At 72.7% G+C, this 25972-nt stretch carries 11 protein-coding genes; 5 read left to right on the plus strand and 6 right to left on the minus strand.

Going from position 1 to position 25972, the window contains the following annotated elements:
• Positions 1-102: 102 nt before the first annotated feature.
• From PBV52_RS49935 to PBV52_RS49960, 6 genes are read right to left on the minus strand one after another with little or no spacing between them, the layout of a single operon-like run.
• Complete coding sequence (locus PBV52_RS49935) at positions 103-1353, minus strand: cytochrome P450 (RefSeq protein WP_274248920.1); 1251 nt, start codon at positions 1351-1353, stop codon at positions 103-105.
• Positions 1350-2588, minus strand: a complete 1239-nt coding sequence (locus PBV52_RS49940; RefSeq protein ID WP_274248923.1) for a cytochrome P450 — start codon at positions 2586-2588, stop codon at positions 1350-1352. The genes PBV52_RS49935 and PBV52_RS49940 overlap by 4 nt, the downstream gene beginning before the upstream one ends.
• Positions 2585-3235, minus strand: coding sequence for an ATP/GTP-binding protein (locus PBV52_RS49945; RefSeq protein ID WP_274248924.1), 651 nt, complete (start codon positions 3233-3235; stop codon positions 2585-2587). Before PBV52_RS49945 ends, PBV52_RS49940 begins: the two co-directional genes overlap by 4 nt.
• Positions 3207-3569 carry a DUF742 domain-containing protein gene (locus PBV52_RS49950; protein WP_128429532.1) on the minus strand — a complete coding sequence of 121 codons (363 nt, stop codon included), beginning with the start codon at positions 3567-3569 and terminating at the stop codon, positions 3207-3209. Before PBV52_RS49950 ends, PBV52_RS49945 begins: the two co-directional genes overlap by 29 nt.
• Positions 3566-3988, minus strand: coding sequence for a roadblock/LC7 domain-containing protein (locus PBV52_RS49955; RefSeq protein ID WP_274248927.1), 423 nt, complete (start codon positions 3986-3988; stop codon positions 3566-3568). Before PBV52_RS49955 ends, PBV52_RS49950 begins: the two co-directional genes overlap by 4 nt.
• Positions 3985-5529: an ATP-binding protein gene (locus PBV52_RS49960; RefSeq protein WP_274248929.1), complete on the minus strand. Its 1545-nt coding sequence runs from the start codon at positions 5527-5529 to the stop codon at positions 3985-3987. The genes PBV52_RS49955 and PBV52_RS49960 overlap by 4 nt, the downstream gene beginning before the upstream one ends.
• Positions 5530-5822: 293 nt before the next feature.
• Between PBV52_RS49960 and PBV52_RS49965 the strand changes: the two genes are divergently transcribed.
• The 5 genes from PBV52_RS49965 to PBV52_RS49985 all read left to right on the plus strand — a co-directional run bounded on the left by PBV52_RS49965 (position 5823) and on the right by PBV52_RS49985 (position 25909).
• The gene (locus PBV52_RS49965; protein ID WP_274248931.1) at positions 5823-6059 is read left to right on the plus strand and encodes a hypothetical protein; all 237 of its coding nucleotides are present in this window, start codon (positions 5823-5825) and stop codon (positions 6057-6059) included.
• Between the two features lie 426 nt (positions 6060-6485).
• Positions 6486-8261: a fatty acyl-AMP ligase gene (locus tag PBV52_RS49970; protein WP_274248933.1), complete on the plus strand. Its 1776-nt coding sequence runs from the start codon at positions 6486-6488 to the stop codon at positions 8259-8261.
• Positions 8262-8325: 64 nt separating this feature from the next.
• Positions 8326-22269 carry a type I polyketide synthase gene (locus PBV52_RS49975; protein WP_274248936.1) on the plus strand — a complete coding sequence of 4648 codons (13944 nt, stop codon included), beginning with the start codon at positions 8326-8328 and terminating at the stop codon, positions 22267-22269.
• 71 nt (positions 22270-22340) lie between these two features.
• Positions 22341-24761 carry a thioester reductase domain-containing protein gene (locus PBV52_RS49980; RefSeq protein WP_274248937.1) on the plus strand — a complete coding sequence of 807 codons (2421 nt, stop codon included), beginning with the start codon at positions 22341-22343 and terminating at the stop codon, positions 24759-24761.
• Positions 24758-25909 carry an alpha/beta hydrolase gene (locus tag PBV52_RS49985; protein ID WP_274248939.1) on the plus strand — a complete coding sequence of 384 codons (1152 nt, stop codon included), beginning with the start codon at positions 24758-24760 and terminating at the stop codon, positions 25907-25909. Before PBV52_RS49980 ends, PBV52_RS49985 begins: the two co-directional genes overlap by 4 nt.
• Positions 25910-25972: the final 63 nt, after the last annotated feature.

A 25972-nucleotide genomic window follows, 5' to 3' on the forward strand; every position in this document is an offset into this window, starting at 1 on the left:
GGCATCGACGCGATACCCAATCATCACGCGTAGACGTAGGTTCTACTCGCCGCGGGGGCACGACCGGAACGGGGGACCGGTCGCGTCCCCGCTTCCGGCCGTTCAGGCCCGCAACCGCACCGGTATCTCCTGCCAGCCGAACGCGATGAACGACGGCACCTGGCGCAACTCGTCCTCACCGACGGCAAGTCGCAGGTCCGGGAAGCGGTCGAAGAGCGCGGGCAACGCCGTCAGGGCCTCCACGCGAGCGAGCGGGGCGCCGACGCACCGGTGCACCCCGATCCCGAACGCCAGATGGTCGTCGGCGCCGCGCGCCGCGTCGAAGCTGTTCGCGTCCGGCCCGTAGTGCACGGGATCCAGCCCCGCCGCGGCGTACGTCGTGATGATCGCGTCCCCGGCCGCGATGGTCACGTCCCCGACCTTGATGTCGCTGACGGCGAACCGCAGGGGGAGTGACGCGATCGACGGGTGCACCCGCAGCGTCTCGTCGATCACCGCGTCCCAGCCGATCTCGCCGGACCGTACGGCGGCCAGCTGCTCGGGGTGGGTCAGCAGGGCGACGACCGCGTTGCCGATGAGATTGACGGTCGTCTCGAAACCGGCGCCGATCACCAGCAGCAGCGTGTACAGCAACTCCTCGTTGCTGAGCCGGTCGCCGTCCTCGTCGCGCACCCGGATCAGCTCGGTCGTCAGATCGTCCCCGGGCTGCTCGCTGCGGTGGGCGATCAGCGCCCCCAGCACCGTACCGATCTGCTGCTGCACGAACGCGGCGTGCTCCGGACTGGGGTCGGAGGTGTCCATGATGGCCGCGATGAGCTTTGCGGTGTCCTCCCGCAACTCCTCGGGCACACCGAACAGTTCGCAGATCATCCGCATGGGGAGGGGATGGGCGAGTCCGGCCTTCAGATCGACCACCGCGCCGCCCTCGCCGAGCGCAACGGGCGCGTCGAGCGCGTCGAGCAACTCCGTGGTGATCGCCTCCACCCGCGGCCGCATCATCTCCGTACGCCGCTGTGTGAAGCTCGGCGCGACCAGCTTGCGCAGTCGCGTGTGGTCGGCGCCGTACGTGGAGAGCATGTTGACCACGCCGACCCAGCCCAGGATCCAGCCCCAGGAGGGGTGTTCGGCTATCTCGGGCCACAGCCTCCAGTGCTGTCGCGGGTCCTTGCTGACCTGCGGGTCGAGAATGAGCTCCTTGAGGGTGTCGTAGCCCGTGGGTGCCCATGCGGGGATGCCGCCAGGCAGCTCTACGGGCACGATCGGGCCGAGGGCGCGCAGCCGGGCGCTCTCGCCGGGGATGTCGGCACCGAACGGGTCGATGGCGATGCGGTCGATGCGGTCGGACACGGTCACGACGGAACTCCTGGCTGGTCGGGGGAGCGAGGGCTGAACCGGACGGGCAGGGAGGTCAGGGAGCGGTGGAAGGGGCCGGGCCGCCAGGTCAGGCGCTCGCGGGGCAGGGCCGGCTCCAGGTCGGGAAGCCACTGGGTGAGCCGTTCGATCGCCTCGGTGGCGATGAGCAGCGTGTGCTGTCGGACCGGGCAGGCGTGCGGGCCCGCCGACCAGGACAGGTGCGAGGCGTCCTTGGGGTGGCGGCCGCTGGTGATCTCCCGCTCCGCGAAGTGCGCGAGCGCCCCGTAGGAGACGACCACCGGCACCGCGGCCCTGATCCACGTGCCGTGGAAGGACACCGGGCTGCGGGCGTAGTGGATGCCGTAGTTGGCCAGGGGTGTCTCGTGATGCAGCACCTCCACCACGGCGTCCATGACCGGGCGGGCCCCGCTGGTGAGCGTGGAGTAGTAGAGCGGGTTGCCGAGGATGCGGGACAGCGCGTTCGACACCAGGTTGGCCGTCGGCTCGTGCCCGGCGCCGAGCGTGAGGAACACCTGCCAGGTGACCTCCTCGGGCGTCAGCCCCGCCGGGTGGTCCAGCAGCCGGCTCGGCAGGTCGTCGCCGCGCCGCTCGGCCTTGGCCGCGATCAGCTCCAGCACGTAGCCGCCGAACTCCGCCTCGCCCTCGGCCGCTTCGGCGCCGCCCTCCATCATCTTGCCCAGCGCCCCGTCGAGCCTCTCGCTCTGGCTGTCCGGCAGCCCGAAGAGGTTGTTGAAGACCAGCGCCATCAGCGGCCGCGCGAACTCGCCCACCAGATCGGCCTCGCCCTTCGGCCCGAACCGGCCCACCAGCACCCGCACCGCCCGGTGCACCCGCGCCCGCAGGTCGTGCGGCTCGATGAGGTCGAAGGTGTCGATCAGCGAGGTGCGGTACCGGGCATGGGCGGCGCCGTCGGCGAACAGCGTGTTGGGCCGCCAGCGCATCATGCCCAGGATCGGCGAGTCGTCGGCGACCGTGGACTCCCACGGCCGCGGGTCGTGCGAGAACGTGTCCGTGTCGTGCAGCAGATCCAGTGCCGCCCGCCGGTCGGTGACGACGTACGCCGGCACGCCCGGCGCCAACTCCGCCCAGCCGAGCGGGCCCTGGGCGCGCAGCGCCTCGTAGTAGCGGTACGGATCCAGCGCGAAGCCGTCCTCCCACAGGCGCACGGGTGCCGCGCGGGAGAAGGCCTGCCGGTCGGGGGAGTGGGTGGTCACCGGTCCTCCGGAGCGTGACGGTCGATCAGGTGCTGGACCAGCGCGAGCAGCGCGTCGACGGACGAATCCGCATCCCGCGCGTCACACGTCAACATCGGCGTGTCCGCGTCCAGGTCCAGGGCGGCGCGCAGCTGTTCCTCGGTGTAGTGGCGCGGCGCGTCCGGAAAGGCGTTGAAGGCGACGGCGTACGGCAGCCCGGACTCCTCCACCAGCCCCAGCACGTCGAACGACGCGTCGATCCGACGGCTGTCGACCAGGACCAGGGCGCCCAGCGCGCCGTAGGCGATGTCGTCCCACAGCGCCCGGAACCGCTCCTGCCCGGGCGTGCCGAACAGATACAGCACGACCCCGCCCGGCAGGCTGATCCGGCCGAAGTCGACGGCGACGGTGGTGGTCGACTTGTCCCGCACCCCGGCGAGATCGTCCACCTGCGCGGACGCCTCGCTGAGCGGCTCCTCGGTGTGCAGGGGACGGATCTCGGAGACGGAGTCGATCAGGGTCGTCTTGCCCACGCCGAAGGGACCGGCGACCAGGATCTTGACCAGGTCGAGGGCGGTGTCGGGCAGGTGGATGCTGCCGTCCGCGTCAGGGGTCGCACCAACTGCCTTGGTGGTGCGGCTAGTTGTGCTTGAGGGCGCGAAGGCCATCGGCCACTCTCTTCAGCAGGTCGGGGTCGAAGCGTCCGGCGGGCGGGATCGGCGCACGGGCCAGCACCAGGTCGCGGTCGATGAGTTCGGCCGCCAGGACACGCACCGCGGACACCGGCAACCGCAGCAGCGCAGCGGCCTCCACCACCGTCAGCGAACCGTCGTCCAGGGCGTCCAGCAGGGCGAGTTGGGCGGCGGGCAGACCGGCGGGGGCGGGCGTTCCGGCGCCGGTGAGCACCGACAGCCGCTCCAGGTGGGGCCGGCTGGGCCGGGCCACGCCGCCGGTCGACAGATACGCGGGAACCAGGGGGCGGCCGCCTCGGCGGCCGGTCATGCCGGAGCGCCGCCGTCGGCACCTCGGGGCGCGGCGGCCATCGCCTTCTCGCCCAGCCGGGCCACCTGCGAGTGCACCCGGTGCGCGAGCAGATCCAGACGCACCTCCTCGTCCCCGTACGCGGCCACGCACGTGCCGTGGTCCGTCGGCACGATCAGCACGTAACCGTGGTCCGACTCGATGACGACCTGCCGCACCTCGGCCCGCTCCCGGTCGGCGAACGCGGCCGCCGCGGTACGGCAGGCTCCCTGCACGGTGCTGGTGATCGCGGCCACCCGCTCGGCCGAGGGCCGCGTGAGCGCGTCCGTGTACCCGGTCACCATTCCGTCCCGCGTGAGCAGCACGGCGGCCACCACATGCGGCACCTGCAGGATCGGTTCGAGCACCCACGCCGTGTCTCCCGCATCGCGGCTGGTCATCGAGCCGTTCCCCCTTCATGGTCGGTCTGATCGGTGTCGTTCGCCGCGGCTTCGGCGCGCTGTGGCGCCGCGTGCGCGGCTTCCGGTACGGCGGTGGAGGCGCCGCCGGTGCTCTCGTCGGCCGCGGACCGCGCGGCGGCGGTACCGGCCTGCAGCGCACCCAGCGCGGCGGCGGCCCGCTCCGGGCGGCGCACCGCGGGCCGCGGCGCGGGCACGTCACTCGCCGCGGCGGCCGGCGTCGTACGGCGTCGGCGCTGCGGCAGACCACCGGAGTCCCGCGGAGCGTGATGCCCGGATACGGCGCCGGAGGTGTCGTCGTCGTGCTCGGCCCCGTATCCGTGCGAGGTGCTGGACGCCTCACCTCGGGAGACGGCGGACGTCTCGCCTGAGGGGCCGTCGGACGTCTTGTCCGGGGAGCCGCCGGATGCCTCGTCCCGTGAGTCGACGGCGTCCTCGTCCCGGGCGGCCGGGCGGGTGGAGCGCGGCGCGCTCGCCGCGGGCGGTCGCTCGTCGGGGTCGATACGGCTGAGCAGATGGCTGTCGACCCGCAGTACCGCCCGCACCCCGCCGTACGGCGACGGCGACGACACATCCACGCTCAGGTCGAACTGCCGGGTCAGCTGCCCGATCGCGGCGAGCCCCATGCGCGGCGGATCGCCGAGCTCGGTGAGGAGAATCGGCTCGGAACCCGCCACCAACCGCTGCGCGCGGGCGCGTTCGTCCTGGGTCATGCCCAGACCCGCGTCGTCGACCGTGACGCAGGCGCCGTGATGCACGTGCTCCAGGTTGACCACGACATCCGTGTCGGGTGCGGAGTGCCGCAGGGCGTTGTCGAGGAGTTCGGCGACGATGATCGCGACCGGCTCGACGGCGTGCGACACGAGCCCGGTCCCCGCCGCCAGGTGATTGTGGACCCGGACCCGGTGGTAGCCCGCGAGCCGGGCCTGACCGCCGGTCACCGCGTCCACCAGATGCGACTCCTCGCGGGCCAGCCCGACCCAGGCCCCGCACACCACGGCGGCGACCTGCGCCCGCCGCAGCGACTGCTCGTTCTCGTGGTCGAGCTGGAACAGGGTCTGCGTCAACTCCGGGTCGTCGTACTTCTGTTGGAGCCCGCGCAACGAGTCCTGCAGCCGGTACAGTCCCGCCTGGATCTCGCGCGTCGCCCCGCGCATACCGGCCTGTGCGGCCGCGTCGATCCGGGTGTGCTGCGCGGCCAGCTCGGTGTGCAGCCCGGCGAGCACATGCTCCAGCGCGAGGCCCAGTGGTGCCCTCGCCGTCTGCGGATGCAGCGGACCCGGCACGGCGAGGTGGGGATGCGCCAGCTGCCGGGCGGCGGCCGGGACGCGCTGCGTCGCAAGATGCTCGACCTCGGCCGTGAACGCCTCCAGCGCTCCTTCGAGTTGGCGGCGCAACGCGTCGATCTCGGCACGCTGCCTGGCCTGTTGCCGCTGTGCGCGCAGCAGCCCGCCGCCCAGGGCGAGTGCGGACAGCATGCCGACGGCGAGGCCGCCGGTCGCCAGGTCCGGTATTTCGATCATCGAGTCGGTTCCCAGGAGGTCGGTTCGGGGGCAGTGGGCAGGGCTGGTTCCGAGGCCTTGCGGCGAGGCGCTCGGAGCACAGTACACACCGTCATCGACCGATCTCGCACGGTCGACGGACACTTCGCTTCGAAAGTGCCGGGGCTCTGCTCACTTCTGCGTCGACTGTCTGAATTGCCGTACAACATGGGGGAGTTGGGGTGGATGCCCGCCTCCAGAGGTGTCGCGTGTGTGCCCGTTCGGGCGGCGGGTACTCGGCGAGGCCAGGAACGGCAACGCCGGAGGAGGCCAGAATGACCAGCGGCGTGGAAACCGGCCGTGTGACCGGTACGCAGGACAAGGACTACAACCTGATCTGGTACGTGGAGGCGTGTCTGAGCAACGCGCTGCGGCTGGAGACCTACATCGAGGACGCGGAGCGCGGCAAGGACGCCGAGGTGGCCGACCTGTTCCGCAAGGCCCAGGCGGACAGTCGCAAGGGTGCTGAACTGGGCAAGACGCTTCTGAGCAGGCGGCTGAACGGCGGCTGATCTGAACGGCGGCTGATCTGAACGGCGGTGGATCTGAACGGCGGCTGACCAAGCCCGCCCGTAGGGCCAAGCCCTCCCGCAGGGCCCGGACACTGACGGAGCGAAGGTGTCCGGGCTTTCGTCTGCGCAGGGCGAGGTGGTGGACGCGTGGAGGTCCGTCACTTCTTCAACTACCTGTTGGACACATAGGGTTTACTTTCGTTCGGCCCGTCGCACCGAACGGGCTTGCTAAGGTGCTACTCGTCGGTAGCAAGTCGTATGGGGGGCGCGAGGGGTAGGCGGACCGCGCCACAGCTCCTCGGCGGGTCGTCGAGACGGAAGGTCTGGCAAGGGGGCCGGGCCGACCGAGGCGTCTGCGCGTTGTCATCACGCGCCCCTCGAACTCCAGTTCCTCGCCCACTGATCCAGACAGGTGTGACTCGCCACATGGTTCGTTCCCTGGTCGATCTGCTGACCACGCACGCCTCGCACCATCCCGACCGAACCGCCTACCGCTACCTCGTCACCGGTGACTGCGACGGCGAGATCCAGGAGATCTCGTACGGCCGTCTCGCCGAACGGGCCCGGGCCGTCGCGGCCTGGCTGCAGGAGCGTGGACTGACCGGCAGTCGCGCCATGCTGCTCTACCCGCCCGGCCCGGAGTTCATCTGCGGCTATCTCGGCTGCCTCGCGGCCGGTGTCGTCGCCGTACCGGGTGTCCCGCCGCAAGGCCGCGCGCAGAACCACCGTGCCCTGACCCGGATGAAGCGGCTCATCGCCGACGCCGACGCCAAGGTGATCCTGGGCGGCCGCGAGGTGATCACGGCCCTGTCCGGCATGGTGGAGCACCTGCCCGACCTGGCCGACATCACCCTCGTCGTCACCGAGGACATCCCCGACGAGGCGGCCGCCTCCTGGCGCGAGCCGGACCTCACCGCCGACTCGGTGGCCTTCCTCCAGTACACCTCCGGCTCCACCTCCGCCCCGCGCGGCGTGATGGTCACCCACGGAAACCTGCTGGACAACGAGCGGGTCATCACCGAGCGCATGGGCCACACGCCGGACGTCATCGCGCAGTACGGCCACGAGATGTTCGTCAGCTGGCTGCCCGTGTACCACGACATGGGTCTCATAGGCCCCGTCCTCAACACGGTCTACCTGGGCGTGACCGCCACCCTCTTCTCCCCGCTGCACTTCCTCCAGCAGCCCCGACGCTGGCTGACCGCGATCGACCGCTACCGCCCGCACACGAGCGGCGGCCCCAACTTCGCCTACGAGCTCTGCCTCAAGCACGCCGGTCCCGAACTCCTCGACGGCCTCGACCTCAGCAGCTGGAAGGTCGCCTTCAACGGCGCCGAACCGGTCCGCGCCGCCACCCTGCGACGCTTCACCGACACCTTCGCCCCGGCCGGCTTCCGCCGCGAGGCCCTCTACCCCTGCTACGGCCTGGCCGAGGCCACCCTGATGGTCACCGGCAGCACGGTCACCACCCCGCCCACCCTGCTCCGGGCCTCCGAAACGGGCCCGCACGCCGGCCAGGCCGACGCTGCGGCCGTCAGCTCCGGACGCCCCGGCCCCGACGTCACCGTCGCCATCGCCGACCCCGAACGGCACGAGGAACTGCCCGAGGGCGAGGTCGGCGAGATCTGGGTGCGCGGCGCGAGCGTCGCCAAGGGCTACTGGCGCAACGCCCTCGCCACCCGCGAGACCTTCCGCGCCACCCTGACCGGCCACGAAGGCCGCTTCCTGCGCACCGGCGACCTCGGATTCCTGCGCGACGGCGAGCTGTTCGTCACCGGCCGCCTCAAGGACCTCATCGTCATCGACGGACGCAACCACTACCCGCAGGACCTGGAGCTGACCGCCGAGATGGCCCACCCGGCCCTGCGGCCCGGCTGCACCGCCGCGTTTTCTGTCGACGGGGGAGACGCGGGAAGCGGGTCAGACGTGAGCTCGTTCAACGGGTCGGAGGTGAGCTCGTTCGGCGAACAGCCCGTCATCGTCGCCGAGATCGCCCCTGACGCGGCGGGCGAGGCGGAGAAGATCATCGACGTCGTGCGCAGTGCGATCGGCGACGCCCACGGTCTGGCGGTGCGTGACGTCGTCCTGGTCCGGCCCGGCACCATCCCCAAGACGTCCAGCGGCAAGATCCAGCGCCATGCCTCCCGGGCGGCCTACCTGGACGGCGTCCTCGCCGTGATCGACGCGCCCGCCCTGAGCTGACACCGCCCGGTTCACCGTCGTACGGCGATCTCCCTTGCCCGAATCCATGAGGACACCTGTCTACATGCCTGCGCACGAGTCCCCGAAGCAGTCCCCCGAGCCGTCCCTCACGACATCACAGGATGTGCGGGCCTGGCTGGAGTCGGCGGTCGCCGAGGCGGCCGGGCTCGACCCGACGGCCGTCGACCCGGACCGGCCGATCGCCGAACTGGGGCTTGGCTCACGGCAGTTGGTGACACTGGCCGCGGAGCTGTCCGCGCTCACCGGCCTATCCTTGGACCCGTCCCTGGTCTTCAACCACCCGACCATCGCGGCGCTCGCCGAGGCGGTGTTCGCCGAGACAGTCTTCGATGACGCGTCCGCTCGTACCCCGGTGGCGGTTCCGGCCCCGGACGGCAGGCCCGCCCGAGTCGACGACGACATCGCGATCATCTCCATGGCCTGCCGCTTCCCGGGCGGTGCCGACGACCCCGAGGCGCTGTGGCGGCTGCTGGCGGCCGGCGAGGACGCCGTCACCGAGGTGCCGGCGGGCCGTTGGGACACGCAAGGGCTGCACGACCCCGACCCGGAGGCCACCGGCAAGGCGTACTCCCTGCATGGCGGCTACCTCTCCGGCATCGACCGCTTCGACGCGAGCTTCTTCGGGATCTCGCCGCGCGAGGCGGCGGCCATGGACCCCCAGCAACGGTTGCTCCTGCAGACCGGCTGGGAGGCGATCGAACGGGCCGGGATCGTCCCGGACACGCTGAACGGCAGCTCCACGGGCGTCTACATCGGCCTGTACGACAGCGGATACCTGGCCTCGGCCGCCCTGGACCAGCTCGACGGGCACGTCGGCACCGGCTCGGCGGCCAGCGTGGCGTCCGGCCGTATCGCCTACACCCTCGGACTCCAGGGGCCGGCTGTCACCGTCGACACCGCCTGCTCGTCGTCCCTTGTCGCCCTGCACCTTGCGGCGCGGGCGCTGGCGGGCGGTGAGTGCGACCTCGCCCTTGCGGGCGGCGCGACGCTGCTGGTGACCCCGCGCGGGCACGTCGAGTTCAGCAGGCTGCGCGGGCTGTCGCCGTCGGGGCGGTGCAGTCCGTTCTCGGCGGATGCCGACGGCGTGGTGTGGGCCGAGGGCTGCGGTGTGGTGCTGCTGAAGCGGCTGGCGGACGCACGCCGCGACGGCGACCGGATCCTTGCCGTGATCAAGGGCTCGGCGATCAACCAGGACGGCCGCAGCCAGGGCCTCAGCGCCCCCAACGGCCCTGCCCAGGAAGGGGTGTTGCGCGCCGCCCTCGCCGCCGCCGGGCTCCAGCCGCACGACCTGGACCACATCGAGGCGCACGGCACCGGCACCCCGCTGGGCGACCCCATCGAGGGCCGCGCCCTGGCCGCCGTCTTCGGACCCGACCGTCCCGCCGACCGCCCCCTCGGCGTCGGCTCCCTCAAATCCAACCTCGGCCACACCCAGGCCGCCGCGGGCATCGCCGGCGTCATCAAGACCGTACTGGCCCTCCGTCACGAACGGATACCGGCGTCCCTGCACGCCGAGACGCCGACCGAGCGCATCGACTGGGCGCACAGCGGTCTGCGTGTACTCGCCGAGGCCCAGGCCTGGCCGCGGGACCCAGAGCGGGTGCGGCGTGCCGGGGTGAGCGCGTTCGGGATCAGCGGCACGAACGCCCATGTGGTGCTGGAGGAAGCGCCCGACGAGCAGACGCAGCCGCCCCGCGACCTCCCCGGCGCGACCCTGTTCCCGCTCTCCGCCCGCGCCCTCCCCGCCCTCCGTGCGCAGGCCGGCCGCCTCCTCGAAACCCTCGACCAGCAGCCCGGGTTGCCGCTTGTCGCCGTGGCGGCGACCCTGGCCCACCACCGCACCCACTTCGAGCACCGAGCCGTCGCCCGGGCGAGCGACCGCGCCGAACTGCTCACCGCCCTGCGCGCACTCACCGAGCCCCAGCCCGCCGCCCGCGCCGCCGACCAACCCGATGCCCACTCCTACGCCCACCCTGACAGCGACACCGACACCGACACCGACACCGACACCGACACCGACACCGACACCGACACCGATATCGACCTGATCATCGGTCCCCAACAGTCCGCTCCAGCAGGCAAGTTGGCGTTCGTCTTCCCCGGGCAAGGAGCCCAGTGGGCGGGCATGGCGCGCGATCTCCTCGACCGTGACCCGGTGTTCGCCGACGAACTCGACCGCTGCGACGCCGCCCTGCGCCCGTTCACCGACTGGTCCGTGACGTCAGTCCTGCGCGGCGACCCGGGCGCCCCGACCCTGGACCGCGTCGACGTCGTCCAGCCGGCGCTCTTCGCCGTGATGGTGTCGCTCGCCGCGGTGTGGCGCGCTCGCGGCATACGGCCGGACGCGGTCGTCGGACACAGCCAGGGCGAGGTCGCCGCGGCCTGCGTCGCCGGGGCGCTCAGCCTCAACGACGCGGCAGCGGTGGTCGCCCTGCGCAGCCAGGCCCTGACCGAGCTGTCCGGTACCGGCACCATGGCCGTCGTCGCCCTGCCGCACCCCGAGGTCGAGGCCCGACTGGCCCGCCTCGGCGACCGGATCGGTGTCGCCGCCGTTAACAGCGGCCGCTCGACCGTGATCGCCGGTGCCGTGGACGCGGTGGAAGACCTGCTCGCCGAACTCGACCGGCAGCAGGTCTTCGCCCGTCGCCTCGACGTCGACTACGCCTCCCACAGCGCCCAGGTCGAGCCGGTCCGCACCACGATCCTCGACGAACTCGACGGCGTCACCACCTACCCCACGTCCGTCGCCTGGTACTCCACGGTCACGGCCGAGCCCGTCACCGAGGAACTCGAAGCCGACTACTGGTACACCAACCTGCGCGAACCCGTCCGCTTCGCGCCCACCGTCGAGCGCATGGCCGCCGACGGCTACCGCCACTTCGTAGAACTCGGCCCGCACCCCTCCCTGCTCACCGCCCTGCACACCATCGACGAGGACCTGGTCGCGATCGGATCCCTCCGGCGCGACGAGGACGGCCCCGCCTGCCTGGACCGTGCCGCAGCCGAACTCCACGTCCACGGACGGGAGATCGACTGGCACCGCATGGTCCCGCAGTCAGCTCCCGCGGACCTGCCGACGTACGCCTGGGACGCACAGCGCCACTGGATCGAGCCCGCCGCCTCCACCACCGCCCCCGGCCTCTTCGACCGTGCCGCCCACCCGTTGCTCGGCATCCAGCTCCAGTCGGCGGACGAGGCCTGCTGGACCTTCCGCAACGAGTGGTCCCCGGCCACCGCCGACTGGCTGCCCGACCACACCGTCTTCGGCCGGACCGTGGTCTCGGGCACCACCCTGATGGAACTCTGCCGTGCCGCGCTCGCCGTGGCCCGCCCGGACACCCCGGCCGACGTCACCGACCTGCTCCTCCTGGCACCCCTCACCCTGACCGGCACCGGCACGGTCGAGGTGTCCGTAGAGGTGGCGACCATCGGGACCGTCCCCGAGATCACGGTCCACAGCCGCCCACGCGGCCAGGAGCCCACGGACTGGACCCTGCACGCCACCGCGTCCGCCGCCGAGTCGAGCACCCCGGCGGCCGATGAGCCTCCGACGTGGCCCGAGACGGCCGAACCGGCCTGGGGCGAGGACACCTACGAGCGCCTGAGCGGACTCGGCCTCGGCTACGGCCCGGCCTTCCAAGGCGTACGACAGGCCGCCGCGACCGGCGACGGAACCGTGCTGGCCCGCCTCTCCCTGCCACCCGTGGCCCGCGACGCGGCCGACCCCTACCCGGTGCACCCGGCGCTCCTGGACGCCGCCCTCCAGGTGGCCGCCGCCCTCGCGATCGGCGATCGGCAGGTCCTGCTGCCGGTCGCGGTGGCCCGCTGTGTCCTGCCGCCCGGCGGCGCGACGGACCTGACCGCGTCCGTACGCCGGACCGGCGGTTCCGGCGCGGACCTCACCCTGGACGTCAGCCTGTGGGACGCCGACGGCTTCCCGGCGGGCCGCCTTGAGGGCGTACGCCTGCGGGCCGCGAACCCCGCCGACCTGAACAGCGGCTCGCAGAACGGCCGACACCTGTACGAGGTGGCGTGGACGGCCGTACCGGAGAAGCCGGCCGGGACACCCGGCTCCGTGTGGGCTGTGCACGGCGACCCGGCGGACCCCGCAGTCGCGGCGGCCCAGCGCGGCCTGAGCGCCGCAGGCGTCCAGGTCACCGACGAGGGCGCCGACATCGCCGTCCGATACTGGCCTCGCCCGTCGACCGACACCGAACAGGCCACCGCAGCCCACGAGTTGGCGGCCACGGCCCTGGCCGAACTCCAGGCGCTGATCGCCCTTCCGCCGGATCAGGCACCCACGTGCACCATCTGGGTGACCCGCGGAGCGGTCGCAGCCGCCGAGGGGGACACGGTTCCCGGGCTCGCCCAGTCAGTGTTGTGGGGCCTGGCCCGCAGCGCCCGGAGCGAGCATCCCGATCTCGGCCTGACCGTGCTCGACCTCGACTTCGACCGCGACGGTGACGGTGACGGTGACGTAAATTCGTTGCTGTCTGCCGTAGCGCACTCCGATGAGCCTGAACTCGCGCTGCGGGGCGCCGAGTTGTTCGCCCCGAGCCTGATACGAGCCCGTCCCGCGCCATCCGACCGCCCGACCCTGATCCCCACCGACGGCACCGTGCTGATCACCGGTGGTCTCGGCGCGGTAGGCCGCCACCTCGCCCGACTGCTCGCCGAGAACGGTGTCCCGCGCCTGCTGTTGACGTCCCGTCAGGGCGCCGACGACCCCCGCGCGGCCGAAGTCACCACCGAGCTGACCGCACTGGGCGCCGAGGTCGAGGTCGCCGCCTGTGACGTCGCGGACGCGGCCGCGGTGGCGGACGTACTGGCCCGTATCGGCGACGACTCGCCCCTGCGCGGCATCGTCCACTGTGCCGGAGTCCTCGCCGACGGCGTGCTCGCCGAGCTGACCCCCGATCGCCTCGCGCAGGTGCTGCGCCCCAAGGTCGACGGTGCCGCCCACCTGCACCGGCTCACCGCCGACCACCCGCTCGACCTCTTCCTCCTGGTCTCCTCGGCCGCGGGAGTCGTCGGCAACGCCGGCCAGGCCAACTACGCGGCTGCCAACGCCTTCCTCGACCAACTCGCCCACCACCGGCGGGCCTTGGGGCTGCCCGGCACGTCCGTCTCCTTCGGAGCCTGGGCGGGGGAGGGGCTCGCCGCCGAGCACGCCGACCTGGAGCGGATGGCCCGCCTCGGGCACCGCGCCCTCACCCCCGAGCAGGGCCGCGAGCTGACCGAGCTGTCCCTGCGGCGCGACGCCGCTCACCTCGTCGCCTGGGCGCTGGACCTGCCCCGGCTGCGCGCCGCCGCACCGGCAGGCGCAGTGTGGCGCTCCCTGCTCCCCGCACCCCGCACCGAGCGGGCCGGCCATCACACCCTGGCGGACCGCCTGGCCCGGCTGCCGGAGCCCGAACGCGCCGCACGCGTCCTCACCCTCGTCCGCGAGGAGGCCGCTCACACGCTCGGCCTGCGCTCGGCGGAGTCCGTCCGCCCCGACCAGCCGCTGCGCGACCTCGGCATGGACTCGGTGACGGCGGTCGACCTGCGCAACCGCATCAGCGCCCGCATCGGCACCAAACTCCCCGCCACCCTCCTCTTCGACCACCCCACGCCCACCCGCCTCGCCGAGCACCTGCTGGCCGGCGCCCTGGCGACAACAGGCCGCACGCGCCAGCAGGCCGTGCCCGCGCGCACGTCCTCACCTCCTTCGGACGAGCCGGTGGCCCTCGTCGCCATGGCCTGCCGGCTGCCCGGCGGAGTGAGGGACCCCGAGGGACTGTGGCGGCTGGTCGCGGAGGGCCGGGACGCGGTCGGACCGTTCCCGGCGGGGCGGTGGGACGTCGAGTCGCTGTACGACCCCGACCCGGACGCGCTCGGCAAGTCCTACGCCCGCGAGGGCGGCTTCCTCGACGACATCGAGTCCTTCGACGCGGGGTTCTTCGGCATCACCCCGAAGGAGGCGGCGGCCATGGACCCGCAGCAGCGACTGCTGCTGGAGACGGCCTGGGAGTCGCTGGAGCGCGCCGGAATCGTGCCCGCCGAGCTGGCCGGCAGCACCACCGGCGTGTACGTCGGGATGTTCGGCAGCGACTACTTGTCCGGGACCCGGCTCGACCAACTGGACGGATACGTCGGCACGGGCTCCGCGCTGAGCGTCGCCTCGGGCCGGCTCGCCTACACGCTCGCGCTGAACGGCCCCGCGCTGACGGTGGACACCGCCTGCTCGTCGTCGCTGGTGGCCGTGCATCTGGCGGCGCAGGCGCTGCGCGCGGGCGAGTGCGATCTGGCGCTCGCCGGCGGGGTCACCCTGATGGTCACGCCGCAGACCTTCGTCGAGTTCAGCCGGCTGCGCGGCCTGTCCCCGACGGGCCGCTGCCGCTCCTTCTCCGACGCCGCCGACGGTGCCATCTGGGCCGAGGGCGCCGGCATGGTCGTACTGAAACGACTGAGCGACGCCCGGCGCGACGGCGACCGGATCCTGGCCGTGCTGCGCGGCACCGCCGTCAACCAGGACGGCCGCAGCCAGGGCCTGTCCGCGCCGAACGGCCCCGCGCAGGAGCAGGTGATCCGGCGCGCGCTGGAGCAGTCCGGACTCCGGCCCGCCGACATCGACCACGTCGAGGCACACGGCACGGGCACGACCCTGGGCGACCCGATCGAGGCGAACGCCCTCGCGGAGGTCTTCGGCACCTCACGCCCCGAAGGCCGCCCCCTCCACCTGGGCTCGCTGAAGTCCAACATCGGGCACGCACAGGCGGCTTCGGGCGTGGTCGGCCTGATCAAGGTCGTGCAGTCGCTGCACAACGAAGCCCTCCCGCGCACCCTGCACGCCGACACACCCAGCCGTCACGTCGACTGGGCGGACAGCGGGCTGCATGTGCTGCGGGAGCCGGTGGCGTGGCCCGCGTCCGCGGAGCGGGTACGGCGTGCGGGCGTGAGTGCCTTCGGGATCAGCGGAACGAACGCGCACGTGATCGTCGAGGAAGCCCCACGGCTGGATTCCCGGCCCGAAGGGTCGGCGGCCGAACTCCCGCCGGGCAAGCGCCTGTTCGTCCTGTCCGGGCGGAGCGAGGCGGGTCTGCGCGGACAGGCCGCGGCGCTGGCCCGCCACCTTTCCGGGGACGACAACGCTGAGCACGCCGATACCGCGCTGCCGGACATCGCCCACACCCTGGCCCGCCACCGCAGCCACTTCGAGCGGCGCGTGGCGGTTCTCGCCGAGGATCGCGAGGAACTGCGGTCGGTACTCGGTGAGCTGGCGACCGGGCGGGCACCGTTGCCCCCGCTCCGGGAGGAGCAGTCGGGCAAGGTCGCCTTCGTCTACGCCGGACACGGCGGTCAGTGGCCCGGCATGGCCCTGGACCTGATGACCGAGTCGGAGGCGTTCCGCGACGAGCTGACCAGGATCGACGAGGCGGTTGAGCGGTGCGTCGGCTGGTCGGTGCTCAACGCGCTGCGGGCACCGGAGGAGTTCTCCCCTCTGGAACGCACCGAATATCTGCAGCCGACGCTGTTCGCGGTGAACGCGGCCCTGACCGCCGCCTGGCGCTCGCTCGGCATCACCCCGGACGCCGTGACCGGCCACAGCCTGGGCGAGATCGCCGCCGCGTACAGCGCGGGCGCTCTGACCCTGGACGACGCCGTGACGGTGGTCACCGGGCGCGCCCAGGCGGCCGTCCCGGTCGCGGGCAAGGGCGGCATGCTGTCCCTGGACCTGCCACGCCCGCGCGTCGAGGAACTGCTCGCGCCGTACGCCGACCGGCTGTTCGTCGCCGCCGTCAACAGCCCGCACGCCACGGCCGTGTCCGGCAACAGCGACGCACTGGCCGAGCTGCGGCGCAGCCTCGACGGGCAGGGGATCAGTACCCGGTCGCTGTCGACGCCGTTCGCCTCGCACACCCCGCTGATGGCGCCGGTCCGCGGCGAGCTGCTCGACCGAGTGTCCAGTATCCGGAGCGCGCTCACCCGGACCCCGCTGTACTCGACGGTGCTGGCGCAACCCGTGCCCGGCGACCGCCTGGACCCCGCCTACTGGTACGCCAACCTCAGCGAGCCCGTCCGCTTCGCGGACACGATCCGCCGCATGCTGGACGACGGCTTCCGCTACTTCGTCGAGCTGAGCCCGCACCCCTCGCTCGGCTCCTCCATCGAGGCGGTGGCGGCCGAGGCCGGGATCGACGCGGTGAGCGTCGGCTCGCTGCGGCGGCAGCGGGGCGGGCGGGACGTACTGCTGCGCGGGCTGGGGGAGTTGTACACGGCCGGCCACACGCCCGACTGGCCGGCGCTGTTCCCGGCGGGCCGCCGTGTCGACCTGCCGACCTACGCCTTCGCCCGCGAACGCCACTGGCTCGCACCTGCCCCGGCCACCGCAATCGGCGCCTCACCCCTCCTCGGCACGCACGTCGAGGCCAGCGACGAAGCCGGCCGACACATCTTCCAGAGCGAGGTGGACCTGCGCGACAGCCGCTTCGCCTATCTGACCGACCACAAGGTCACCGGCGAGGTGTGGCTGCCCGGCGCCGCCTTCCTCGACATGGCCCTGGAGGCCGCGTCGGCCGTGCAGGACGGTGGCGACGTACGCCTCGCCGACGTCAGGTTCGTGCAGCCACTGCGCCTCGACGAGTCCCGGCCGACACGACTGCAACTGGTCCTGCGCCCCGCGGCCGACGGCTTCCGGGACTTCACCATCGCCTCGGCGCCCGCGGGCGGCGGACAGCGCGCACGCTGGGAACGGCACGTCGGCGGCCGTATCGCGGTCACACTCGCCGAACCCACTGAACCCACTGAACCCACTGAACCCACCGAACCCACTGAGTCCGCCGCCGACCCGAGCGAGTCGCTCGCCACACTGCGCGCCCGGTGCACCGAACAGGTCGACCTCCCGTCCGTCTACGGCGCCCTCGCCGCCCTCGGCATCGACTACGGCCCCGCCTTCCGAGGCCTGGAGTCGGGCCACCGCACCCGCTCCACCGCCCTCGCCCGACTGGCCGACAAGCCCGCCGCCGGTCATCTCCTCCACCCGGCGGTCCTCGACGCCGCCTTCCACACGGCAGCACTGCCCGGCAACGCGCCCCAGGGACGGGCGTTCGTTCCGGCCGGGGTCGGACGGCTCCGCCACACCGGACTGCGCACCACCCCCGTGTGGGTCAGCTGCGAGCTGCGGTCCGTGTCCGGCGACACCGCGACACTGGACCTTCGGCTGTACGACGACAAGGACCGACTGCTCCTGGCGGCCGAGGAGTTCGAGCTCGCCGCGCTCTCGCCCCTGGACGGAGCGCTGTTCGAGACCCGCTGGCAGCACCGCCCGATGGCCGACAAGCCGCCCGTGCAGGGCCGTTGGCTGATCCTGGCCGACGAGTCGGGCGTGGCCGCTGAACTCGTCGAGCGGCTGGGCAGCTCGGTGCCGTACGTGATCGCCCGTAGGGGCGAGGAGTTCGCCGCGGAGGGCCCCGGCCACTACGTCCTCGACCCGGCCGACCCGCGGCACCTGGCCCGTCTCTTCGACGAGGCCTTCGCGTGCGAACCACCCGAGCGAGTAGTCCAGTTGTCGGCGCTCGACGCACCCGTGATCGAGGACGCGCATACGGCCGAGGAGGCGGCGCGGCTGTGCTGCCTGAGCACCCTCCACCTGGTGCGCACACTCGCCGACCGGACGCCTGGCCCGGCGCCCCGTCTCTTCGTCGTCGCACGGGGCAGCCAGGCAGCCGGCGACACCAGTAGCACCGGTAACACCGGCGGCAGCACGCAGGTGACGAACCCTCAGCAAGCGCTCGCCTGGGGCTTCGGCCTCGCAGTGGCGCAGGAGCACCCGGAACTGAGGACCACCCTCGTCGATCTCCCGCCCACGGACGGTGCCGACGCCCTGTGGACCCAGCTGCGGCACGCCGACGACGAACGGCTCGTCGCGCTGCGCGGGGCCGGACGACTCGTACCCCGCCTGACCCGCACCCGCCCGGACGACGGCGGTCACGGCGCCATCACCCCCGACGGCGTGTACCTGATCACCGGTGGCCTGGGCGGCCTGGGGCGTGTCGTCGCCGAGCGGCTGGTCCGCCGGGGCGCCCGTCGACTGGCCCTGATGAGCCGCAGCACACCCTCCGTCGACTCGGCAGGCTGGATCGGGGATCTCGAAGCGCGCGGAGTGATCGTGCACGTGGCGCGCGCGGACGTCGCCGACCGCGACGGTCTGACCACAGCCCTGGACGCTGTCCGGCACGAACTCGGCCCGATCACCGGCGTCGTCCACGCGGCCGGCCTCCTCGACGACGCCACGATCGCCAACCTGACGGACGAGCGCGTCCTGCGTGTCCTCGCCCCCAAGGTCCTCGGCACCACCCTGCTCACCGAACTGACCCCGGACGCCAAGGACTTCGTCCTGTTCGCCTCGGCGGCCGGCCTGCTCGGCTCGGCCGGGCAGAGCCCGTACTCGGCGGCGAACGCCTTCCTCGATGCCTGGGCCCACCACCTCTCCCGCACGGACCGCCGGGCGCTGAGCCTGGACTGGGGCGCCTGGTCGGGCGTGGGCATGGTGTCCGCGTCCGGCGTCCGCGAGGCCGAGACGGCCCGCTCGGGCCTGGTCGCCTTCTCCGCGCAGGACGGCGGCGAACTCTTCGACCGGGTCCTGACCACGGCCCGCCGCCAGCTCGCCCCCCTGGCCCTGGACTGGGAGATGCTGGCCCTCGACCCCGACGCGGCCCGCACCCGCCCCATCCTGACCGACCTGATCAGCGCCCCCACGGGCACACCCGGCACCGACGACCTCGTCAGGAAGGTGTTCGCGGCCACGACCGACACCGAGCGGGCCGTACGGCTGGAGGCATACGTACGCGCCCGGGTCGGTGAGGTCTCCGGTGGCACGGTCCAGGTCTCCGCGAGCACGGCCCTGAAGGAACTCGGCCTCGACTCCCTCATGCTCGTGCGGCTGCGCAACGCCTTCGCCCGCGAACTCGGCGTCGAACTCCCCGCCGCCACCGTCTTCTCGGCCGCCGACGTCCGAGGCCTCGCCCAGGCCCTGGCAACGGCGCTTCCCGAACGGGAGACGACGACACAGCAGGAACCAGAGCGCGCGACTCAGGCACCGCAGACCGCACTGCACCCCGCGACCCGCGACGTCGTACGGCTCCTGCGCAGCGCCCAGCCCCACATGCCGGACGCGGCCCACGCCGTCGGCCTGGCGGTACGGCTCACCACGCAGACCACCCGCGAGACCCTCACCGGCATCCTCACCCGCCTCACCGCACGGCATGCGGCCCTGCGCACCGCCATCGTCACCGCCACCGAGGGTCGGCGGCAGCTGAGGGTGGACCGCGAACTGCCGGAAGCGCTGTTGCGGTGGACGGTCGTAGCGGAGGACATCGCCCTCGATGCCGCCGACCGGCTGCGCGAGCTCCTGGAGCCACCGTTCGACCTGACTGCCGCGCCCCTGTGGCGATTCGAGCTGCTGGACGGCGGCGAGCGCGGCCAGATCCTCGTGTACGGCGCCCACCACGCCGTCAGCGATCTGCAGTCGCTGCTGCTGGTGGCGGGCGAGATCGACGCCGAGCTGTCCGGCACCGCACTCGGCGGCACCGTCACCAACCGGGACATCGACCTGCTGATCGAGGCTCAGCAGACCGGCGAGCAGGCCACGGGGTCGGCCGACGCGGGCGAGTGGCGCGAAGCGTTCCAAGGCAGCGCACGCCTCGACCTGACCCTGAGCCGACCACGCCCGCAGACCCGCTCGTACCGAGCCGGCAGCGTCACCGTGCCGATCCCCGACGGGCTCATGGACCGGATCTCGGCCGCCGCGAGCCGCCTGGCCGTGACCCCTGCCGCCTTCTGCCTCGGCACCCTGACCGTCCTGCTGGCCAGGAAGCGCGAGCGCGAACGCTTCGTCCTCGCCGTGCCCGTGGACACCCGCATCCACGCGGACGCCTACGACGCGGTGGGTTTCTTCGGCGTGCCGGTTCCTTTCCCTGCCGAGGCGAAGGCGGGGGAGCGGCTGGAGGAGGTGCTGCGCCGCACCGACGGGCGGCTGGAGCGGGTGCTGGCCAAGGGCGCGATGTTCTCCGACGTGCTGCCGGTGCTGGCCCGACAAGGCCTGTACCGGGCCAACGCGCCGCTGGTGGAGGTGTACTTCAACTACGTACGCGCCGCACGCGGGCTGACCGGCCTGGAGGTACTGCCGGCCGGGACGGGCTACTCCGACCTCGACCTGATGATCACCATGACGCCGGACGCCGGCCGGATTCGCCTCGACCACAACCTCGACATCCTGGACGCGGCGACGGCCACCGAACTGGGCGAGGAACTGCTTGCCCTGCTCGCGGACACGGCGCAGGACCCGACGGGGCCGGTCCGCCCGACGCCGACGGCAGCCGAGATCCCGGAAGCGGCGCCCGCCACCACGCCACCACCCCACACGCTCGCCCTCGCCGCCACTTTCGCCCTCGGCAACCTGCCCCAGATGTGCGAGACGGCGATCGACGAATCCGTCCCGGCCGGCAGCGTGACGACCGTCGCGGAGGCCCCGTACCACCACGTACTGGCGAGCCTGCGCGACCCCTCCGGCGTGTTCGCCGACCCGGCCACGACGGTGGGCGTCGCCCTGCTGCGGGCGACGGACCTGCAACGCTTCGGCCCGGTCGACGACGCGCTGCTCGCCGAACTGCGCACCGCCTACCCGGCCGCACTGCGCGCGGTCGCCGAGCGCACCCGCAAGCCGCTGATCGTCGGCGTCCTGCCCGCCGTACCGGGCGAGGACCGTTTCAGCCGGTGGGAACGGGAGATCGCCGCCGAACTGGCCGACGTGCCCGGCATCGCCGTGCTCGGCCCCGACGACTGGACCCGCCACCACCGCGTCGGCGAACGCTTCGACGAGCGGACCGAACGCCTGGCCCACCTCCCCTTCACCCCGCACTTCCAGGCGGCCGTGGCCCTCCGCCTCGCCGAGGTCGTCCAGGCGGTACGGCGCCCCGCGCCGAAGGTGATCGCCGTCGACGGTGACGAGACCCTGTGGGGCGGGGTGGCCGGGGAGATCGGCCCCGAGGCCGTGGACCTGACCGGCCCGCGAGCCCTGCTCGCCCGCAGGCTCCTGCAGTGGCGGGCGGCCGGCGCGCTGCTCGTGCTGGTCAGCAACAACGACGAGGACACCGTCCGTGCCGTACTGGACCGCCCGGACAGCCCCCTGAAGGCCGAGCACTTCAGCGTGGTCTCCGCCGCCTGGGACCCGAAACCCGCGCGCCTCGCCGAGGCGGCTCGCACGCTCAACCTCGGCCCGGACAGCTTCCTGTTCCTCGACGACAACCCCGCCGAGATCGCCAAGATGCGCGCCGCGCTGCCGCAGGTGCTGTCGGTGACCTGCCCGTCGGCGGCCGAACTGCCCGAGTTCCTGGGCCGGTTGTGGCCGCTGGTCCCCGCGGCGGCGACGGCCGAGGACGCGCTGCGAGCGCGGTTCTACGAGGAGGAGCGGGAGCGGGACGCCGTACGCGAACAGGCCGGTTTCGAGGAGTTCCTGGACCGGCTGGAACTGGAGGTCGACATCCGGGCCCTGTCCGATGCCGATGTGCAGCGGGCCGAGCAACTCGTCCGCCGTACCAACCAGTTCACCCTGCGCGCCCGGTCCACCGACGGCGGCGACGTCGCCCGGTGGCGCGAACACGGCGAGGTCTGGACGGCGGCGGCCCGCGACCGCTTCGGTGACTACGGCCAGATCGGCCTTCTCGCCCTGCGCCACGAGGGCGACCAACTCGACCTCCTGGCCTGGCTGATGAGCTGCCGCGCACTCGGCCGAGGCGTCGAGGAACGCCTTCTGCAATGGCTGGCCGACCGCGCCGAGGAACTGGACTGCGCCAAGGTCCGCCTGACCGCGGAACGCACACCGCGCAACGCCCCCGCCCGCCGCCTGCTGTCGGCACTGGGCGGCGGCGATCAGAACGACAAACGGCTGGAGGCCGTGGTCACACCGGAGCAGCTGCGGGCGTTCCGTTCGTGGCGGCGGCCATGACGGCGCCGGGCAGCAGCGATGAAGCCGGGCAGCAGCGATGAAAGAGCAGGGCAACACCGTGAAGGGCTCTCATGCGTGAGGTGAAGGACAACGTGCCGGCAACCGCCGATCAGCGGGCGACCGCGGAGGCGATCGAGCGGGGCGGCGTCGGTCTGACCGTGACCGACCTGCTGGCCAGGGTCACCGGGTCGGCCGAGCCGGCCGTGCGACCGGATGCCGCGGATCCTCCGGCACCCCGCGGCGCCGGCCCGGGCACGGCTTCGCCCGTCCACGGCACCCCGCCCCGCGACGTGGACGCCCTCGCCTGCGCTGTCGCAGCCGTTGCGGGCCGTCACGTCCCCGCAGGACAACTGGCGCCCGACGCCGACTTCTTCGACGCCGGCGGCACCTCCGTGAACGCGGTGGAGCTCGTCGCGGCGCTGGAGGAAGAGCTGGGCGTGCCGGTCGACCTGGATGAGGTGTTCGCCGATGCCAGGCCGATCAGCTTGGCCAGGCGCGCGCTGGAGAGCGCGGGATCCGGGGCGGCCGTACCGGAAACGCCGCGACACCCGGATGCCGGCCCCGCGGTGATGCGGGCGGTGCAGGCTCCACCGACGGCCGCCCTGTCCCTCACCACCCCGGCGGGCTCCACAGCCCGCCGCGACGACCTCACCCAGATCCTCGCCGACCTGGCCCTCGCCGACCGCCTGCCCTTCACCGCCTCGCCCGACCCCCTCCCACCGCGCCGCATCCTGCTGACCGGCGCGACCGGCTTCCTCGGCAGCCACATGCTCCTGGACCTGCTGCGGCACAGCGACGCCCATGTGTACTGCCTGGTCCGGGCCGCCGACGAGGAGGCGGCCGTGAACCGGCTCGGCGAGGCGCTCAAGGGCTACGCGCTGCCCTGGTCGTCGGAGATCCGCCGCCGCATCACCGTGCTGCCCGGCGACATCCGCCACCCCCGTCTGGGCCTCACCGACGACCTCTGGAACACCCTCGCCCACGAAGTGGACAGCATCGTGGGAGTGGCGGCCGCCGTGGACTTCCTGCGCGGCTACCAGTCCCTGCGCACCAGCAACGTCCTCGGCGCCCTCACCCTCGCCGAACTCGCCGCGACGGGCCGCCCCAAGCCCCTGCACCACATCTCCTCCATCGCCGTCTTCAACGAGGTCGGCATCCCTGCCATGGGCGAGGACGACCCCCTCGCCCACATCGACCGCCTCGTCGCCGGCTACGACCAGACGAAGTGGGCCGCCGAAGTGGCCCTGCGCCGCGCCCGCGACCACGGCCTGGTCGTCACGGCCCTGCGCCCGGGCGGCATCGGCGGTCACACCAAGACCGGCGCCTACAACCCCCAGGACCTGAGCAGCGGCCTCATCTCGGCCTTCGGCCGCTTCCGCACGGTCCCCGCCTTCCGCTACCTCAACGCCGGCCCCGTCGACTGGGTCAGCCGCGTCGCGGTCGCCGTCATCTGCGAACCCGACGCCTGGGGCTTCGACTACAACCTCACCGGCGTCCCCAACACCCTCGACGACGTCGTCAGCGACATGGCCCTCGGCGGCATGCACGTCCGCGTACAGGACTGGGACGAGTGGCGCACCGACGCCCTGGCCCGCCTCCAGGCCGACCCGATCCCCGAACTGGCCTTCCTCACCCGCGTGTTGCAGAGCCCCACCGCCCTGAAACTCTGCGAGGCGACCCTGAAGGGACCGGCCGCCACGGCCGAGCGCACCATCGCACTCGTCGAGGCCCTCGGTCTTCGCCCGGCCTCCCGCTACGACGCCCGAGCCCAGCTGAAGACCTTCGAACGCCTCGCCCACGACGGTCTGGCCCGCCTCCCGCACAAGGACGACCAGCCCTACCTGTGGTTCACCGAGACCACCGAAGGCACCGTCGCCCCGATCCCCGCCACCCCGGCCACGCCCGCTGCGGCCCCCGCCACCCCCGACATCCCCTGCGCGATGTCCCTCACCCTCTCCCTCGCGAGCATGCACCAGCTGGTGACGGACCGCCGCGTCGACGTCCGAGGCGAGGTCACCTGCCCGGCCCTGCACCCCGAGCCGCTCACCGTGGAACGCGGCGACATCTGGATCCGCCCCGAGGGAGGCATCCCGCACCGGCACGGCCTGCGCCACCAACTCCTGCGCTACCACCTGCGGTTGACGGACACCGACGGCGGCCGCTGGTGGCTGGAGGGCCACAAGTACGCCCGCGCCCGCCGCGACCTCTGGCGCCAGACCCGCGCCCTGACCGTGGAACTCGGCCGCGAGGGCGAACCGGCGAGCCTGGCCGGCGAGGTCGTCGTCCCCGCCGACTCCTACGTACGCGACCAGATCGACGGCATCAAGGTCGACCCGCGCCTGACCAGCCAGGAGAAGCGCGCCGCCAAGCTCACCTGGCTCGCCTGGTTCGGCCTGGAGATGGGCCGCGGCCTGCTCGGCCCCTTCGCCCGGGCCGCCGCGGACCTGCTCGACCTGCGCCGCACCACGAACCCCACGGAGCACCACCGATGATCTTCCGGACGACGAATCCCAGGACCACCAGGCCGGCCCTGCGCAGGGTCAGGACCACCACGCCCCTGCGCCCGCTGCGCCACCGCCTCGACCCGGCGACGGTCGAGGAGATCCCCTTCCACACGACCGACGGCGTACGCCTCGGCCTGACCCGCATCGACACAGGCGACCGCGCCCCCGCCCGCGACCGCCCCGCCGTCCTGCTCCTGCACGGACACACGGCCTCGGCCGACATGTTCCTGCTGCCCGAGACCCGCAACCTGGTCGACGCCCTCCTGGACGAGGGCTACGAGCCCTGGCTGCTCGACTGGAGAGGCAGCTGCCGACTGCCCTACAACGAGACGGGCCGCCGCTACACCTACGACGACGTCGCCCTCTACGACATCCCCGAGGCCGTCCGCCACCTGCGCACCCGCATCGGCGACCGCCCCCTGTTCGCCGTCGCCCACTGCATAGGCTCCCTCACCCTCTCGATGAGCATGACGGCAGGCCTGGTACCCGGCCTGGCCGGCGTGGTGTCCCAGGGTGTCTTCCTCACCCCGAAGCTCGCGGGCCGTACCTCCCTGCGGATGACCCTGGCCGGGGAACTCCTCAAGTCCCGTATCGACCACATCCCCGTCGACCTGCGCAAGGTCGGCCTGTGGTCGAAGTACACCCCGCTGTTCGCCCTGGCCTCCCGCAGGGCGACCTGCCCGGACCCCACCTGCCAGATCCTGCACAACTCCGCCTGGGGAACCGGCGCCTCCCTCTTCGTCCACGAGCACCTGACCGACGCCACCCACGACCGCCTGGCCGAACTCCTCGGCCCCGCCCCGCTGTGGATCCTGCCGCACCTGCGCCGCATCGAACTGGCCCGCACCGTGGTCCGCTGGCACGACACCGACCACCGCTACCAGGCCCTCCCGCAGAACGCCCTGGACGCGGCGGCCCGCATCGACACCCCGGTGCTGCTCCTCGCGGGCAGCGAGAACGGCCTGTGGCTCGACTCCCAGAAGCTCTGCCGCGACGTCCTCGCCCGCCGCCAACCACAACTGGACGTCACGTACACCGAGATCCCCGGCTACGGCCATCTCGACACGTTCCTGGGCAGGGGAGCGGCCCTCGACGTCTTCGGGCACATCCTCGATTTCCTGGGCGAACGCCGGTGACGACAGGCGGTGGGCCCGGCTACCGTACCGGTCCGTAACGAGAAACTGGATACCAGGAGGCCA

This window comes from Streptomyces sp. T12 (genome assembly GCF_028736035.1).
Lineage (GTDB): Bacteria > Actinomycetota > Actinomycetes > Streptomycetales > Streptomycetaceae > Streptomyces.

Bases quoted from the DNA above. Each gene is read 5' to 3' on its own strand.
- PBV52_RS49945 (WP_274248924.1), bottom strand. From the start codon at position 3,235: ATGGCCTTCGCGCCCTCAAGCACAACTAGCCGCACCACCAAGGCAGTT.
- PBV52_RS49950 (WP_128429532.1), bottom strand. From the start codon at position 3,569: ATGACCGGCCGCCGAGGCGGCCGCCCCCTGGTTCCCGCGTATCTGTCG.
- PBV52_RS49955 (WP_274248927.1), bottom strand. From the start codon at position 3,988: ATGACCAGCCGCGATGCGGGAGACACGGCGTGGGTGCTCGAACCGATC.
- PBV52_RS49960 (WP_274248929.1), bottom strand. From the start codon at position 5,529: ATGATCGAAATACCGGACCTGGCGACCGGCGGCCTCGCCGTCGGCATG.
- PBV52_RS49965 (WP_274248931.1), top strand. From the start codon at position 5,823: ATGACCAGCGGCGTGGAAACCGGCCGTGTGACCGGTACGCAGGACAAG.
- PBV52_RS49970 (WP_274248933.1), top strand. From the start codon at position 6,486: ATGGTTCGTTCCCTGGTCGATCTGCTGACCACGCACGCCTCGCACCAT.
- PBV52_RS49975 (WP_274248936.1), top strand. From the start codon at position 8,326: ATGCCTGCGCACGAGTCCCCGAAGCAGTCCCCCGAGCCGTCCCTCACG.
- PBV52_RS49980 (WP_274248937.1), top strand. From the start codon at position 22,341: ATGCGTGAGGTGAAGGACAACGTGCCGGCAACCGCCGATCAGCGGGCG.
- PBV52_RS49985 (WP_274248939.1), top strand. From the start codon at position 24,758: ATGATCTTCCGGACGACGAATCCCAGGACCACCAGGCCGGCCCTGCGC.